General features: G+C 72.0%; 7 protein-coding genes and 1 pseudogene. 2 read left to right on the forward strand and 6 right to left on the reverse strand.

What is annotated here, in order from left to right; all coding sequences use genetic code 11:
* Window positions 1-392: 392 nt before the first annotated feature.
* The 5 genes from ACFU8Q_RS28120 to ACFU8Q_RS28140 form a co-directional block, all read right to left on the reverse strand.
* Window positions 393-1,109 (reverse strand): SDR family oxidoreductase, encoded by a 717-nt coding sequence (locus ACFU8Q_RS28120; protein WP_384458680.1) that lies wholly within the window; start codon window positions 1,107-1,109, stop codon window positions 393-395.
* Between the two features lie 70 nt (window positions 1,110-1,179).
* Window positions 1,180-2,463: a cytochrome P450 gene (locus ACFU8Q_RS28125; RefSeq protein ID WP_384458682.1), complete on the reverse strand. Its 1,284-nt coding sequence runs from the start codon at window positions 2,461-2,463 to the stop codon at window positions 1,180-1,182.
* A gap of 72 nt (window positions 2,464-2,535) precedes the next feature.
* Window positions 2,536-3,873 carry an MFS transporter gene (locus ACFU8Q_RS28130; protein WP_384458684.1) on the reverse strand — a complete coding sequence of 446 codons (1,338 nt, stop codon included), beginning with the start codon at window positions 3,871-3,873 and terminating at the stop codon, window positions 2,536-2,538.
* Entirely contained in the window at window positions 3,870-7,580 is a 3,711-nt protein-coding gene (locus ACFU8Q_RS28135; RefSeq protein WP_384458685.1) for a type I polyketide synthase, read from the reverse strand. Before ACFU8Q_RS28135 ends, ACFU8Q_RS28130 begins: the two co-directional genes overlap by 4 nt.
* Window positions 7,577-12,649, reverse strand: coding sequence for an amino acid adenylation domain-containing protein (locus tag ACFU8Q_RS28140; RefSeq protein WP_384458687.1), 5,073 nt, complete (start codon window positions 12,647-12,649; stop codon window positions 7,577-7,579). The genes ACFU8Q_RS28135 and ACFU8Q_RS28140 overlap by 4 nt, the downstream gene beginning before the upstream one ends.
* A 1,628-nt stretch (window positions 12,650-14,277) precedes the next feature.
* Here ACFU8Q_RS28140 and ACFU8Q_RS28145 point away from each other — a divergent pair.
* A pseudogene (locus tag ACFU8Q_RS28145) lies at window positions 14,278-14,615 on the forward strand (transposase); the annotation flags it as partial.
* A 153-nt stretch (window positions 14,616-14,768) separates the two neighbouring features.
* On the opposite strand, the gene ACFU8Q_RS28150 reads toward ACFU8Q_RS28145, so the two are convergent.
* Window positions 14,769-15,266 carry a WD40 repeat domain-containing protein gene (locus ACFU8Q_RS28150; RefSeq protein ID WP_384458689.1) on the reverse strand — a complete coding sequence of 166 codons (498 nt, stop codon included), beginning with the start codon at window positions 15,264-15,266 and terminating at the stop codon, window positions 14,769-14,771.
* A 425-nt stretch (window positions 15,267-15,691) separates the two neighbouring features.
* Between ACFU8Q_RS28150 and ACFU8Q_RS28155 the strand changes: the two genes are divergently transcribed.
* The gene (locus tag ACFU8Q_RS28155; protein WP_359117518.1) at window positions 15,692-16,054 is read left to right on the forward strand and encodes a YciI family protein; all 363 of its coding nucleotides are present in this window, start codon (window positions 15,692-15,694) and stop codon (window positions 16,052-16,054) included.
* The last annotated feature ends 42 nt before the right edge of the window (window positions 16,055-16,096 follow it).

Genomic DNA, 16,096 nt, shown 5'->3' on the forward strand with positions numbered 1-16,096 from the left:
CCTGGGGGTGCCTGGGGGGGGGGGGGGGCCGGGGGGGGGGGGGGGGGGGGCCCGACCGGGGGCGGCCCGCCAGTCTTCGGCCTGCGGGACCGAGGGCGGATGAGGACGGGAACGCGGGGCGGGTCGGTGAGCACGTGGGGCGGCCCCTCCCCCGCGATCCGGGCGGAGAGCGGAACGGGGAGTGGGGAGTACGGCACGGCCGAAGTCCGAGGGTGCCCTCTCCTCTGCGTCCCTCTCCCTCGAGATCGAGGTGGCGAGACCGGGGGGGAGGAGGCCTGGAGAGGAAGGCTCAGCCGATCTCCGATGTCGGCCCCTGTCCGCATGTCCCTCCCCCGCGCGGGCGTCCCTGGTCCAGGACGCCCGCGGCAGGTGGCGTCGGGTCGACGGGAGGGTCAGACCGCCTGGCCGACCGGGCGAACGACGACGGAGTTGATGTCGACGCCGGTGGGCTGGCGCACGGCCCACACCACCGAGTCGGCGATCTGGCCGGCGGTGAGGTTGATGCCGCCCTGGGGTGCGCCGCCCGCGGCATCCCAGAAGCCGGTCTCCACCCGTCCCGGGGCGACCAGGGTGACGCCGACGCCGTCGGCGGTGACCATGCGGCGGGTGTTCTCGGCGAGGCCAGTGACCGCCCACTTGGTGGCGCCGTAAATGTTGCCGGGTGTGTAGACGACTCCGGCGACGCTGCCGATCAGCACGATCCGGCCGCGTGTCTCCTTGAGCGCGGGGAGGGCGTAGTGGATCAGCAGGGCCGGGCCGAGGACGTTGGTGAGGACCATGTCGCGCCACCCGGCCGGATCGCCGTCGGCGAGCGAGTCGTGCGTGGCGTACCCGGCGTTGGCGACGACCGTGTCGATGCGGCCGTACGCGTCCAGGGTGGCCCGCACGGCGGCCTCGACGCAGGAGTGGTCCCCGGCGTCGCCGGGGAGCGCGAGGAGGGTGCCGGGCTTGGCATCGGCCTCCTCGGTGAAGCGCTGCAGCCGTTCGCCGCTGCGGCCGGTGACGGCGACGCGGTGCCCCTCGGCAAGAAGCTTGCGGGCGGTGGCTGCGCCGATGCCGCTGGATCCACCCGTGATCAGGGCTACGGGGGCGGTGGCTTCGTCGGTCATGAAGTGGTGCTCCAGCTCTGCGAGTTCTGAGTTACGGAAAATAGTCTGAGGTACGGCAAGCAGCTGGGTGTCAGGCGGTGTTCGCGCGCGGCTGCTTGCTCGCGATGCGGACGGGGAGCCGTTTCAGGCCCCGGCTGATGGAACTGTCCGCGACCCATGTCAGCGTCTCAGGCGGCACCGTGCACGCGAGGTCCGGGATGCGGCGCAGCAGTGTCTCGAAGGCGATACGTCCTTCGAGGCGGGCCAGCGGCGCCCCGGCGCAGAAGTGCGGTCCGTGGCCGAAGGTCATGTGGCGGTTGGGCGAGCGGGTGATGTCGAAACGGTCGGGGTCGTCGAAGACGGCGGGGTCGCGGTTGGCGGCGGAGACCGACAGATGGACGAAGCTGCCTTCGGGCACGGTCTGTCCGCCGAGGGTGAGGTCGCGGGCGGCGGTGCGCAGCGTGCCGCGATCGACCGATCCTTCGTAGCGCAGGAACTCCTCGATAGCCGAGTCCGTCAACTCCGGCTTCGCGCGGAGGAGTTCGAGCTGGTCGGGGTGGCGGAGCAGAGACCAGACGCCGTTGCCGACGAGGTTGGCGGTGGTCTTATGGCCGGCGATGACGAGGAAGATGGCGGTGGAGACGAGTTCCTCGTCGGTGAACATGCCGTCCTCGTCGGCGGCGCGCACCAGGTCGCCGAGCAGGTCCTCCTGCGGCCGGGCGCGGCGTTGGGCGAGCACGTCGGTGAAGTACTCCGCGACCTGGTCGTTGACGCGCTTGCGCTGCAGGGCGGCCTCGCCCTCCTGGCTCGGGTCCTGGCTGAGCACCCGGCCCCAGTCGATGAACCGGTCCCGGTCGGCGTAGGGGACGCCGAGGAACGCGCAGATCACCATCATCGGCAGCGGCAGCGCGAAGGCCTCCAGGAGGTCGAACTCGCCGGACTCGGGGAACGCGTCGATGAGGTCGTCGGTGATCTCCTGGATGCGCGGGCGCAGCAGTTCCATGCGGCGCGGCAGGAACGCCCGGCTGACGAGCTTGCGCAGCCGGGTGTGCTCGGGCGGGTCGGCGAGGAGCATGTTGCTGGTGAGCACGGAGCTGCTCTGCACGGTCTGCTCGCGGAACCAGGCGGGTGCCGCCTGAAGGGTCTTGGAGATGTCCGGGTCGCCGAAGGCGCGCATGACGCTCGCGTGGTCGACGACGACGTACGCGTGGTCGGCGGAACCCGCCGGGAAGTCGATGGGGTGTATGGGGCCGCGCTCGCGCAGCCGCGCGGTGGGGGGGTGCGGGTCGGAGCCGGGGCAAGTGACGTATTGGGTGGGAACGACGGGCTCGTCACCCGAGAACGGGCACCGGGACTCCTCGGGAAGGTCGGACACTACTCACTCCTCGGTCAGGGTGGCACGCGTGCCTGGTACGGCGGAAGTCGGCGAGGCGATCGGGGCAGGACGTCAGGGGGCCGGATCGGTCCGGGAGCCGACGTCGGACGCGTCCGCAGCGGGCGCGTTCTCCTCCCTCTCCGCGAGCGCCTCGGGGGTGGGCAGCCGCCGGATCAGGCGGGTCAGGGTGGGCAGCGCGGCCAGGATCGACACGCCCCCCATGAAGGCGAACACCCAGGGGGCGCCGCCGGCGTCGAAGATGGTGCCGACAGCGAGGATGCCGAGCGGCTGGGCGACGTACGCGAGGAAGGTGACGGCGCCCATGACGCGGCCCTGCATCCGGTCGGGGACGAGCACGGCGACGTAGGCGAAGAACAGGGCGTTCACGATCGGGCCGCGCAGGAAGACGATGCCGAGCACGACGCCGAGGGAGACCACCCCGGGCACGGTCATCAGGAGGACGGCCGCGACGGGGCCGATCCACGCCGCCGCGAGGAACAGGGTGGCGGGCTTCAGCCGTTTCAGGGCCCAGGTCGCCAGGGCCGCGCCGACCAGGCCGCCGGCTCCGGCGATGCTGAGCATGAGACTGATCGAGGCTTCGGAGGCGCCCCGGTCCTTGCCGGTGGCGATCAGTGCGAGGAAGGCGCCGGTGTGGTTGAACGCCATGTTGGAGCCCATGATCCACACGATCCAGACGAGCAGGACCGGCGTGCGCCCGATGAACCGAAAGCCCTCCCTCGCCTTTCCGTGCTCGCCGTCCGCGACGGGTGCGGCCTGCAGCGGCTTGCGCACGAAGAGCAGGGAGACGGCGGCGGCGGCGAAAGCCAGGCCGGTCGCGACGAAGGGCAGGGAGCGTGCAACGCCGAACAGCGAGCTGCCCAGCGGGGCGCCCGCGACGGTGGCGCCCAGCGGCCGGATCTGGTTCTGCGCGGTGGCCTTCGTCAGCTGCGAGGGCGGCACGACCTGTTTGATCGCGGCGAGTGCGGGCGGCTCGGACAGACCCAGGCACAGGGCCGAGAGCCCGACGAGGGCGAAGACGGAAGGGACGTTCGCGTGGCCGCTGACGACGAGCAGGCTGAACAGGCCGAGCAGGACGGCGCGTCCGGCGTCGCACAGGATCATCAGGCGGCGCCGGTCCATCCGGTCGGCGAGTGAACCGCCCCAGATCGAGGTAGCGCCGGCGACGAGGAGCTGCACGGCGCCGATGGCTCCCGCGTAGGCGGCCTTGCCGGTGACGGCGAGGATCAGCAGCGGGTAGGCGACCTCGACGGACTCCTTGCCGATGGACGCGAGGAAGCGGCTGATCCACAGGGCCTGGAAGTCACGGTTGCGGATCAGTGGCACGTCCGCGTCGGGCGCGGTACTCGCAGCGGTCGGCTCGTCGGTCACGGTCTTTTCGGGTGGGGTCACCGGCGGGTCTCGCCTTCTGCGGTGTCGGTGTGCCCGTGGCGGGCGAGCGCCCGGTCCGCCTCGCGGGCGACGGCGCCGACCTGGGGTGCGGTGAGCATCGACCAGTGGTCACCGGGAACGGGTCTGATCTCGACGGACGCGTGCAGGGGTGCGAACCCGCACCGTACCCGGACCGCGTCCGCGGGGCGCGCGGACGCCGTGAGGACGACGGCGGGGCAGGGCACCGGCCGCGGCCGGTGGCGCAGCAGCGCACGGATCCGGGAGAGGAAGATCCGGCGCATTCGGGGCGCCCCGGCCAGTTTCGCGCCGAACGCACCGCGACCGAGCAACACATCTGCCTGCAGCCGTAGTTGGGCGGCGAGGAAGGCCGGGTCGGTGGCCACGGGCCGCCCCTTGCGGTCGGGCGCGTACCCGTCCAGGCACAGCAGCACGTCCACCCGCTCCCCCGCGTCGGTGAGCTGCCGGGCGGCCTCCTGGGCGACGACGGCGCCGAAGGACCAGCCGCCGAGCGTGTACGGCCCCTCGGGCTGCACGGCGCGCAGGGCCGCGACGTGCCGGCCGGCGATCTGCCCGACGGACGCGCCGAGAGGCTGCTCGCTCTCCAGGCCGTAGACCGGCCGGGTGGTGTCGAGCGCGGCGGCCAGCTCCTGGTATCCCGCCGTGCTGTCCAGGGAGTCGGCGACCAGGAACACCGGGCGGCCCGCGCCCGGCCGCAGCCGGACCGTTCCCGGTGGCGGGGCTGTTGCCTCGGCGGCCCGCTCGACGAGAGCGAGCAGGTTCCCGAAGGTCGGCTCGGCCAGGAAGTCGGCCACCGGAACGGTGACGGCGGTACGCCGTCGCACGTCGCCCATCAGAACCACCGCCGTGAGGGACTCCCCGCCGAGCGCGAGGAAGTCGTCGTCGGCCAGGGCGCCGCTCACGCCGAGGGCTGAGCACCAGAGGCGTTCGACGGTTCGGGCGACTGCATTGCGGCCCTCACCCGGTTCGGCTGCCCGCTGCGGGGCCCGCGAGGAGGTGTCCCGGTTGGCGGTGTCAGCGGCAGCGTCGTCCGGTTCCACCGGGTCGAAGGTCTGCACGGGCAGCGAGCGCCGCCGGGGCCGGGGGGCGCCGGCGAGTTCCGCGAGGTCGATGTCGGCGCCCCGCTCCCACAGCGTGCCCAGGGCCCGCAGCAGCGTGGCTTCGGCGCGGTCCGGGTCGCCACCGATGAGCGGCAAGGTCGTGTGCGCCGGGTCCCACGCGGCGTGCCGGCGCAGCGCCCCGATCGTCGACGTTCCGGGGCCCAGCTCGACGAAGAGGTCGCAGCCTTCGTCGAGGAGGGTGGTCAGACCGTCCTCCAGGAGTACGGTGCCGCGCAGTTGGGCCGCCCAGTGGTCGGGGGTGCGCAGTTGCTCAGGGTCGGCCCAGGTGCCGGTGGTGTTGGCCACCACGCGCAGGGCGGGCGCCTGGGCGGGCTCGGCGGCGACGGCGGCGCGCAGCGCGTCGGCCGCCTGGGCCATGGCGGAGGAGTGGAAGGCGCGCCGCACGTCCAGGGGCCGTACGTCGAGCCCGTCGAGGGTATCGCCGTCGAGCAGCCGTTCCATGACTGTGCACGGGCCGGACAGGACGGTGCGGCCGGGACCGGCGACGGCGACCTCGACACCGGGATGTGCTTGGCCCAGGCGGGCGGCCAGCTCGGCGGCGGACGCGGTGACGGCGGCCATCCGGCCGGGCTCGGTGTCCCGCATGGCGGTGGCCCGGGCGTGCACGAGACGGGTGGCCTGCTCGATGGTCCACACCCCGGCGAGCGTCGCGGCCGTGTACTCGCCGATGCTGTTCCCGAGCAGGGCGCTCGGCGTCACACCGAGGTCCATGAGGCGCCGGCCCAGGGTGTGGCCGAGCGCGAGCAGCCCGAGCTGCTGGTGCACAGTGTCCTCGAACCACCCGGCAGGGGCGGCCTGTTCGTCGACGACGGGGGTGAGGTCGACGCCGCACACGTCGCCTACCGTCTCCCGCCAGGTGTCGAAGGCAGCGCGGCAGGAGGGTTGATGCCGGTACGCGGCGGCGCCCGCCGCATCGGTGAGGGTGCCCTGGCCCGGCAGCAGGAAGGCGACGCGGTCCAGGCCCGCGGGGGATGCGGGCGGTACCGCCGCGCGCAGGGTGCGAGCCGCGTCCTCGGAGCTGTCCACGACGACGGCCTGGCGCCAGGGATGACGTCGGCGGTCGGCGAGGGTCCGGGCGGCCTGAGCGAGCAGCTCGTCGCCGGTCGCCACCGGGTCCTTCTCCAGCGGCCCGACGCCGTCTTCGTGCGCGGCACCGGGCTCGAGGACGTCCGCCAGTTCGTCGCGCAGGACGTCACGGGAGCGCGCCGATGTGCCGGAGACGGCGAGCAGCCGGGCCCCGCCCCGCGTGCCGGTGGGCAGGGTGCGTACCGGAGCCTGGGCCAGCACCACATGGGCGTTGGTGCCGCCGACCCCGAAGGAGCTGACGGCGGCGAGCCGGGGGCGCCGGCCGTCGGGCTCGGGCCACGCGGCGCGCTGCGCACACACCTTGAAGGGGGTCGTGTCCACAGAGAGCAGCGGGTTGGGCCGCTGGTAGTGAAGGGTGGGGACGAGTTCGCCGTGTTCCAGCATGAGCAGCGTCTTGATGAGTCCTGCGACGCCGGACGCGGATCCCGTGTGCCCGATGTTGCTCTTGACAGCGCCGATCCAGCAGCTTTGCACGGCGTCGGTCGAGGTGCGGAACGCGTCGGTGAGCGCCTGGAGTTCGATCGGATCGCCCATCTTGGTGGCGGTGCCGTGCGCTTCCACGTAGCCGATCTCGGCCGGGTCGACACCGGCCGTCTTCTGCGCGAGCAGGATCGCGTCGCGCTGTCCGGCGAGGGACGGCGCGGTGTAGCCGATCTTGTCGCTGCCGTCGTTGTTGAGGGCGGTACCGAGCAGCACACCGGCGATGTGGTCGTCGTCGCGCAGGGCGTCGTCAAGCCGCTTGAGGACGACGATGCCGACGCCCTCGCCGGGCACGGTGCCCCGCGCCTCCTCGTCGAAGGGGCGGCAGTGCCCGTCCGGTGAGAGAATGCCGCCCTCCTGGTAGATGTAGCCCCACTCGCCTTGTCGCGTCAGGGACACTCCCCCGGCGAGGGCCGCGTCGCACTCGTAGGACAGCAGGCTCTGTACCGCTGTGTGGACGGCCGTGAGCGAGGTGGAGCAGGCCGTCTGTACGGTCACGGCGGGACCGCGCAGACCGAGTTTGTACGCGGCGCGGGTGGTCAGGAAGTCCGGCCGGCGCCCGATCATCTGGGCGAGCGCGTCCACGTCGCCTCGCTCGGGCAGGACCGGCCCCTCGGACCCGGCGTAGAGGCCGATCCAGCCGGGGAAGCGGGCCGGGTCGAGGGCTGCGTCGTCGAGCGCGGCGGCGGCGCACTCCAGGAAGACGCGGTGCTGCGGGTCGAGGAGGACGGCCTCGGCGCGGCTGTAGCCGAAGGCCCGCCAGTCGAAGCACCGGGAGCCGTCGAGGACGCCGCGCGCGGCCACATAGTCGGGGTGCCACACAAGGTCGGGGTCCACGCCGGCCGCGACGAGGTCGTCGCGCTTGAACTGGGTGATCCCTTCAGTGCCGGAGCGCAGTCCGTGCCAGAAACTTCGCACGTCCGGCGCGCCCGGGTAGCGGCAGGCCATGCCGACGACCGCGATGGCGGTCTCGGAGTCGTGGGGGTAGGGCTGGGTGTTCATACGCGGCCTCGCGTGCCGGGGCGGCGGGTGCGGCGGCGGGCGGCAGCGCGGGCGTCGAGGTCGCCGACGGCGCCTCCTGCTGCGGCCGGCGGATCCTCGGGGCGTGCGACGAGGCGCGCCATGGCGCCGACCGTGGTGCTCTCGAACAGGCGCTGGATGGGCAGCTCGGTGCCGAAGGTCCGGCACAGCTCGGCGTGCAGGGTGACGAGTTTCAGGGAGGTTCCGCCGCAGTCGAAGAAGTTCGCGTCGCCGCCGGGCACCTGGCCGGGGTCGAGACCGAGGACGGACGCCCAGATCGCGGCGACGCGCTGCTCGACGTGGGCGTCGGACGCGGCAGGAGTCTGCGGGGTCGTGTCGGCGGTGTCGGCTTTCCCTTCGGCCCGCAGGGCACCGTCTGTGGCGCCGAGCGACGCCGCCAGCTGCGCCACTGTGGTCTCGCTCTGCTCGGCGAACGCCGCGAGGAAGGCCGGGTACAGACGCGCCAGCTCCCGTACGGCGTCGGCCGAGAGCCGGTCGCCGCGGTACACCAGCTCCCCGCTCAGCCGCTCACCGGTCGCGGCCAGGCCGACGGTCAGGGCGAACTTTCCGTACGTGGCGCTGCCCTGCGTGCCCTCCAGGGGCAACAGCTGCGCGTCGCCGATGCGCGGCGGGGTCTGTGCACACGTCTGCGGGGCGAGCACCACGTCGAGGTACGGGGTCGCGCCTGCGGTGCGCCGTGGGTTGAGGGCTTCGACCACGTGCGTGAAGGGGACGTGTCGGTCCTCCAGAGCGTCGAGGACACCGTCGCGGACCGCTTCGAGGAGTTCGCCGACCGTCGTGTCGGCGCCGCAGCGGGAGGGCACCACCACGGTGTTGAGGCAGGGCCCGACGACCCGTGCGAATGCGTCGCCTTCCCGGGTGTCCACGGGGAAGCCGAACGTCAGGCAGGTGTCACCGGTCAAGCGGTGCAGCAGTGCGACAAGCGCGGCGGAGGCCGCCATGAACCACGACATGCCCAGGCGATCCTGGAGCGGCCGTATGTGCTGCAGCAGGCCGTCGGGCAGAGCGAGCGGCACCGTGCCGTGGGGCTCGGGCACCGTGGGTGCGGCCAGGCCGAGCCGGCTCGGGGCGTCGCGCAGCATGTCGGTCCAGCGGGCGAGGGCTTCGGGATCGGGCCGCTCGGTGACGGCAGCCAGCTCTCGGAACTGCGGCCCGGGTGCACCGGCGCCGCTCCCACCCGCCACGTACTCCTCGCCCAGATCCTCCAGAAGAATCGATAACGACCCTGCGTCGAAAACGATGTGATGCACCGTCAGTGTCAGGAACTGCCCGTCGGGGCCCTCGATCAGACCTGCGCGCAGCAGCGGTCCCGCCGCGAGGTCGAAGGGGTCGCCGGCAGCGGCCCGCAGCAAGGCCGCGAGCTGCTCCCGGCCGCCGGCCCGCCGGGTGCGGATCTCGGGCCGCCAGGGCCCGCCGACGAGCTGGCGCAGCCCGTCCGCGCGCCGGGCGAACGTGGTCCGCAGCGCCTCGTGCCGCGCCACCACCCGCTCCAGGGCCGCGGCGAGCCGGTCCACGTCGAGGCGCCCGTCCACGCGCCAGGCGAACGGCACGTTGTAGAGGCCGGGTTGGGGATCGAGGGTCTCGGCGAGCCAGATCTGCTGCTGGAACGCGGTGGCCTCGCTCTCCTCCACCGTGGGGGCCGGCGGGGCGGCCTGGTCCCGCTCGCCGGGCTCCGCCTCGGCGTCGATGCGCGCGGCCAGGTCGGCGAGGACCGGGACGCGGAACAGGTCGCGCAGCCGCAGCCGCACGCCGAGCCGTTCCCGGATCCGGGCGATCAGCGTGACGCCACGCAGCGAGTGCCCGCCGAGATCCCAGAACGAGGCGTCCCTCGAGGTTACGGGAACCTCCAGGAGTTCCGACCACATCGCGGCCAGCGTCCGCTCGGTGGGGGTGCGCAGGTCCTCGGCCTGCGGCGGGGCGCCGTCCGGTTCCGGCTGCCGGGTGAGGAGTTCGAGCATGCGGGCCCGGTCCGCCTTACCGGTGGAGCCGATCGGCAGCTCGTCCAGGACCAGCCAGCGCGCCGGGATCATGTAGTTGGGCAGTCGCTCGGCGAGGCGGGCGGACAGGGCGCCGGGCAGATCAGCGCGGGCCACGTCGGCGCTCGCGTCGGGCAGGACGCAGCCCGCCAGGTTGCTGTCGTCGGTCTTCTCGACGAAGGCGGCCTCGACGAGCCCGGTGGCCACGGCGGCACGCTCGACCTCCTCCAGTTCGATGCGGAAGCCGCGCAGCTTGACCTGTCGGTCGCGCCGGCCCAGCATCTCCAGCTCCCCGTCGGGCAGCAGACGCGCCAGGTCCCCGGTGCGGTAGAGGCGTTCGCCGGTGCTGGGCGCGGTGACGAACCGCTCGGCGGTCAGCTCCTCACGGTGCAGATAGCCCAGGGCCACGCCCGGACCGCCCAGGCACAGCTCCCCCGGCTCGCCGACCGGCACCTGCCGCAGCTCGTCGTCGAGGACGTACGCGGTGGTGCGCTGCAGCGGGCGACCGATCGGGATGCGCTCGCGCCCGGCGAGGCTCTCCTCGGCGCACAGGAACCAGGTGGCGAACGCCGTCGCCTCGGTCGGCCCGTACCCGTTGACCAGGCGCCGCGGTCCGCCCGCCGAGAGCACCCGGCGCACCGCGGCCAGATCGAGCTGCTCGCCGCCGACGACGAGGGTCTCCAGGGAGGAGAAGGCGCCGGGCAGCTCCCAGGCGACGGTGTGGAACAGCGAGGTGGTCAGGAACATCACAGCGATGCCCTGGTCACGGACGAGCGCGACCCATTCGTCCAGGGCGAGGTCGGTGACGGTGGGCAGCGGCACGACGGTGCCGCCCGCGCAGAGCGTCGACCAGATCTCGCACGTCGTCACGTCGAAGGCCGGATTGCAGGTGCTCGCCACCGGGTCACCGGGCTCGATCGGGCAGTACTCAGCACCTTCCACCAGGCGCTCGACCGCGCGATGCGGTACGGCGACGCCCTTGGGCCGACCCGTCGACCCGGACGTGTACGTGACGTACAGCGGGTCCTCGTCGGACCGGGTGACGAGCACCGGGGGCCGCCCTGCGTCGTCCCCACCGTCCGCACGCAGTACGGGAGTCGAGGCCGGCACGCGAGTGCGCTCACCGGTCACCGCGGCAACCGCACCCGACTCGGCGAGCAGCTCGGCGACCCGCTCGGGCGGTGCCTGCAGGTCGAGCGGCAGATACGCCGCGCCGGCACGGGCAATACCGAGGAACGCCACGACGAGGTCGGCGGACCGGGGTAGGTCCACGGCCACGAGGTCACCGGGCTGCACCCCCCGGCCCACGAGCGCGGCGGCGAGCCGCCCGGAGCGCTGCCACAGCTGCGTGTACGTCAGACGGGCGCCGGTCACCGGATCGTGCACGGCGAGCTCGGCGGGCCGCCGGCGTACCCAGCGCTCCACCAGGGCCGGCACCCCGGAACTCTCGGCGAGCCGGGCGCGGTCGATCTTGCCGTTCGTGGTGAGCGGCAGGCGCGGCAGCATCACCACGTCGTCGGGCACCAGATAAGACGGCAGCTCGTCGCGCAGGGCACGGCGCAACGCCTCGCCATCGACGCCCTCTCCGTCTTCCGCGCTGTCATCCGTACCGCCTGCGAGGACGACATAGGCCGTCATCCGGCCGCCGCCGTCGCCGTCCTTGTCGACGACGACCGACGCCTGGCCGACGGAGGGCTGCCGCACCAGCGCCGCCTCCGTCTCCCCGGGCTCGATACGGAAACCGTTGACCTTGACCTGGCGGTCCGCGCGCCCCACGTACTGCAGATCGCCGGCCGTGTCCTTGCGGGCCAGGTCCCCGGTGGCGTACATCCGCTCCCCTTGAGCGCCGAACGGATCGGGCAGGAAACGCTCCCGGGTCAGTACCTCGTGGCCCTCGTAGCCGGCCGCGACGTGCGCCCCGGCCACGTACAGCTGCCCGGTCTCGCCGTCCGCCACCGGCCGCAGATCCGCATCAAGGAGGTACACGCGTGTGTGGTCCATCGGACGGCCGATGGGGATGTCCCCGTCCACCGGCGGCCCGGGGTGGATGCGGTGGCGCGTGGCGAAGGTGGTGGTCTCGGTCGGGCCGTAGCCGTTGTAGAGGGTGATCCCGGGGCACGCCTCGACGACACGGCGCACCGCGTGCGCCGGGACCACGTCACCACCGGCCCACACCTCACGGGCGCCTTCCAGGCAGCCCGGGTCGCCGGTGGCCAGCGCCCCGAACAGGCCCGCGGTGAGCCACAGCGCCGTGACCCGGCCACCGCCCACCAGGCGCCGCAGCAGCGGGGCGTTGATCTCCTCGGGGGCCACTACCACGCGGCCGCCGGTCAACAGCGGCACCCAGATCTCGTAGGTGGACGCGTCGAAGGCGTGTGGCGAGTGGAACAGCACCCGCTCGTGGGCACCACCGCGCCACACACGGTCGAGCACGAGGGCCAGTACGTTGCGGTGCGTGACTCGCACGCCCTTGGGGACGCCCGTGGACCCGGAGGTATGCATGACGTACAGCACGTCGCCGCCCCCCGGCGCGTCGGTCCCCGGCTCGTCGTACGCCGCTTCCGCCCCGTCGGACGGGCCATCGGGCACGCCGTCCTCGCCGACCAGCACGGTGCGCCGCCCCGCCGCCGCAGGATGCTGCGCGCCACGCGCGTCCACCACCAGTAGTGCACAGTCGACGCCGTCGAGGATCTCACCCAGCCGCGCTTCGGGAGAACGCACGTCGAGCGGCACATAGGCGGCGCCCGTCTTCGCCACGGCGAGCAGGGTCACCACCACGGCGGCGGACCGCTCGACCAACACGCCGACCCGGCCACCTCGACGGGCGCCCCCGGCGACGAGACGCCGGGCCAGACGCTCGGCCAGGGCGTTCAACTCCGCGTAGGACAACTGGTGTTCTCCGTGCCGCCCGTACTCGACGGCAACCGCCTCGGGGGTCTGCGCGACCTGCTTCTCGAAGACCTCGGTCAGACCGCTGTCCGGAATCGGTATCTCCGGCTCGTCGGTCTCCGCGAGCACACCAGCACTCTCGTGTGCCTCGCTCAGCCTCTCCATAACAGCCTTTCCGTCCTTCCGTGACCGTCGCGCCCTGCCACGGCCGCGCACACGAGACTGGCCCGCAGCGCACGATGCGCGAGGCCTGGACATAGGGGATGCGAGAACTCAGGCCTGAACGGCCCGGTGAGACAAGAAGAATCGAGAACGTCGAACGGGACAACAGGCGGGGGCGAAGCCGCAATCGTGTGTCACGTCGGAGAAAGGCCGCGTCAAAACACGGCCAGCCGACCGTGATCCTCCTGCGCGGACATCTTCATCCCCCCGCAAACCGGCGGACGTACCGACGGCTCCCCCATGTGCTCGCTCCCCCTCAGAACATTCAAGATCATAAAGAGGTCTCCAATCTATAAACCGGCGCTCACCGCGGGCAAGAAGGACCGGGGCATCCGGCTGGAAAAGTCAGCGCTCCGGGCACGCCGAGAGCACTTCACCTGCCTTGACGCACATAACGCCTGAGGTTCGACGGTTTCCCGCGTGACCCGGCCGTGACTGATTTCCATCCCTCGGACGCCCGGGGAGCGGGGCGCGGGCCGACGATGTCGCGGGCGCGGCGCCATCGGGCAGCGAACCTTCAGGAACACCGCGCCGACGACGGGGATCGGAGGCGCCCTCAGGACCACGTGAATCGCATGCGGGGTCTGGACCAGACATACATGCATCACCTCCGGACCGCACGCGCGAACGCTGACGATGGATCCGCCCCAAGCCCGGCGGACCCTGCTCTCGGCCGCCGCCTCAGTGCGTATCGTCCTGGCCGGTCCCGTGCCGCAGGGCCCCTGCGGGCGCAGCAGGTGACGGCGGCGGGACCGCGCTCGTGCGAGGGCGAGTCCTGCCGCGCCGACGTGGGCGGCGCCGAGCAGGCCGGTCACCAGCGCCGCGGCCTGCCTTGCTCGGAGCACGGCAAGTACCGTGCCTGCAGAGCCGGTTGTGGTGGTGGTCACGAGAGCCGAGCGGGCGGCCGGCACGCGGTGCCGGGCGAACAGCGGGCGACGTCGGCTCCGGACCCAGCCGGCGAAGACCGCCCAAGCCGCCCCGATGGCGATCAGTCCGGCCAAGGCCGCCTTGGTACGTGGAGGAAACGGCTGCGGTGCGGTCACTCAGAGCACGGCGATCACCGCCGCTGCTCAACCCGCCCGCCAGCCCAGCGGACACGTACCGGATGCGCGCGCATCGAGACCTCTTTCGCCAGGGCGCGCTCCAGTTCCCCGGGCACTTCGGTGTCTGCTCCGTGAGGGTGCTCGCTCAATCAAAGCCCCCTGAACAGCAAAGATCTGCCGACTCCGCGGTGACAAGCAAACCCGAATATCCCAGTGACGCCACAACCGGACCTCACAGCGGAGGGTAGAGGGTATCTGGGTAAGGGCGCCTGCGGTGCCCCGTGCAATAAGCACGAGAAGCACGCGCAAAACCCGACGCTTTACCTCCAACCCGAGCGCCATACCTTCCCCTGACGCCAAACCGACAACGAGCCCGACAAAGGAAGCACTCCCATGGCACATTCGATTCGGTCTGGGCCGCCAAGCGGGAGTGTCTGATCAACGGCGGATCTGCTGATCAAGGAGAGACGCCAAGTGAGCGAGACGACGATCGAGCACGAGTCCATCGAGGAGCCGGCCGGTGGTGCGATGCCGTCGGCCGCGTCGGACGAACAGCTCATCGCGATGCTGGTGGACCGGGCCCGCAGCGAGGGCCTGCAGCTGACCGGAGAGGGTGGGCTGTTGCAGCAGCTGACCAAGCGAGTGCCGGAGGGTGAGATCACCGACCATGTCGGCTATGAGAAGCACGATCCGGCCGGGAAGAACAATGACAACAGCCGCAACGGCACTCGTGCGAAGACCGTGCTGACCGACGTCGGTCCGGTCGAGGTCAGGTGCCCCGGGACACCGCCGACAGCTTCGAGCCGCAGATAGTCAAGAAGCGGCAGCGCCGCCTGTCCGGCGTGGACGAAATGGTGCGCCCGCTGTAGCGGCCCGACCCGGCGCGCACGCTGTTCGTCGACGACCGGCCATCCAATTGCGCGGCCGCCGCGTCCCTGGGCCTCGGCACGCTGCACTTCTCAGGGGATGCCACCGAACTCGCCAGGCATCTGCCACAGCCGTTGATCAGACACTCCCGGTCAGGGAGGTGGGGCCTTCCACAGTCGTACGGCACCGTCGAAGGTGGCGGTTGCGACGAGCCGGCCGTCGGGGCTGAATGCCACGTCCGATACGTTCGATGTGTTTCCGACCAGCTGGGCCTGCAGGTCGTGCTCGGTCGTGTCCCACAACTGCACCACCTCGCCGCCGAAAACAGCGAGTGTCGCACCACGGGGGCTGTAGGTGACTCCGACCTTCCCGGTCGTCGTCTCGCCGAGGGAGGTTTCGGAGCGGCCGCTGGGCGCTTGCCACAGTTCTACTGGCGCGGTGTCGTCGTCGCATACCGTGGCGAGGCTCTTGCCGGACGGGCTGAACGCCACGGCCAAACCGTCCTTGCAAAGGTCGAAGCGCTCGCGTGCCGTGCGCTTGGCCACATCCCACAGTTGCGCCTCGTGCCCGTCGGTGTGGCCGTACTCGTCGTTGCGGTAGCCCGCAGTGGCCAGCGTGTAGACGTCCTGGATCCGCTCCTTCGCGTGCATGCACATCCGACCCTCGCGGATACGCGAGCGAGCCCCGGACCACCGGCGGTCCGGGGCTCGCGGGCTGTTCGGGGCGGGGCTGCTACAGCTCGAACTCCAGGTGTTCCACGTCTGTGAAGCGCACCTCCTCCAGGCCGCCGGTGAACAGCCGGCAGTCCGGCCACCACTCGGTGGGCCGCCAGGCAGGGTCCAGACGAGCCATCAGCCACGGCCCCCACCCCCGGTGACGTAGCGACAGGGCCCGTGTGAGGTGCCGGTTGTCCACTCGGTGCGGGGCATGCCCGGGCCAGTGCGTCCCGTGCCGTCGGCGGCGCGGTAGAAAAGTCGAAGAAAGTCTGTCGCCGGATGTCGAGGACCTGCTTCCTGCTCCGACTGAGGGGTGACAGCGCGCCAACGGGGCACGCAGAACTGGGAGAACACCCGAGATGAAGTACGTCGCGATGATCTATGGCAACCAGGCCAAGTGGGACTCCTTCCCGGCCGAGGCATGGCCGGAGGCGATCGCCAAGCAGGACGCGTTCAACAAGAAGTACCAGGGGACTGGGGAGCTCGTCGGTGCCTACGGTCTGGCGGACGCGGCCCTCGCCCAGCTCGTGCGCCGCAAGGACGGGGCCGCGACGGTGACCGACGGCCCCTACCTGGAGACCAAGGAGTACCTCGCCAGCTTCTACCTGCTCGACTGCGAGAGCCTGGAGCGGGCACAGCAGATCGCGGCGGACATGCCCTTCGCCGACGTGGAACCGGTCGAGCTGTGGCCCGTCCTGCACGATGCCGCGGCGGACGTGTGAGCGTGGATCACCGCGCCGAGGACCTGCTGCGCGAGTTGGCGC

This window comes from Streptomyces sp. NPDC057543 (assembly GCF_042801895.1).
GTDB lineage: Bacteria > Actinomycetota > Actinomycetes > Streptomycetales > Streptomycetaceae > Streptomyces.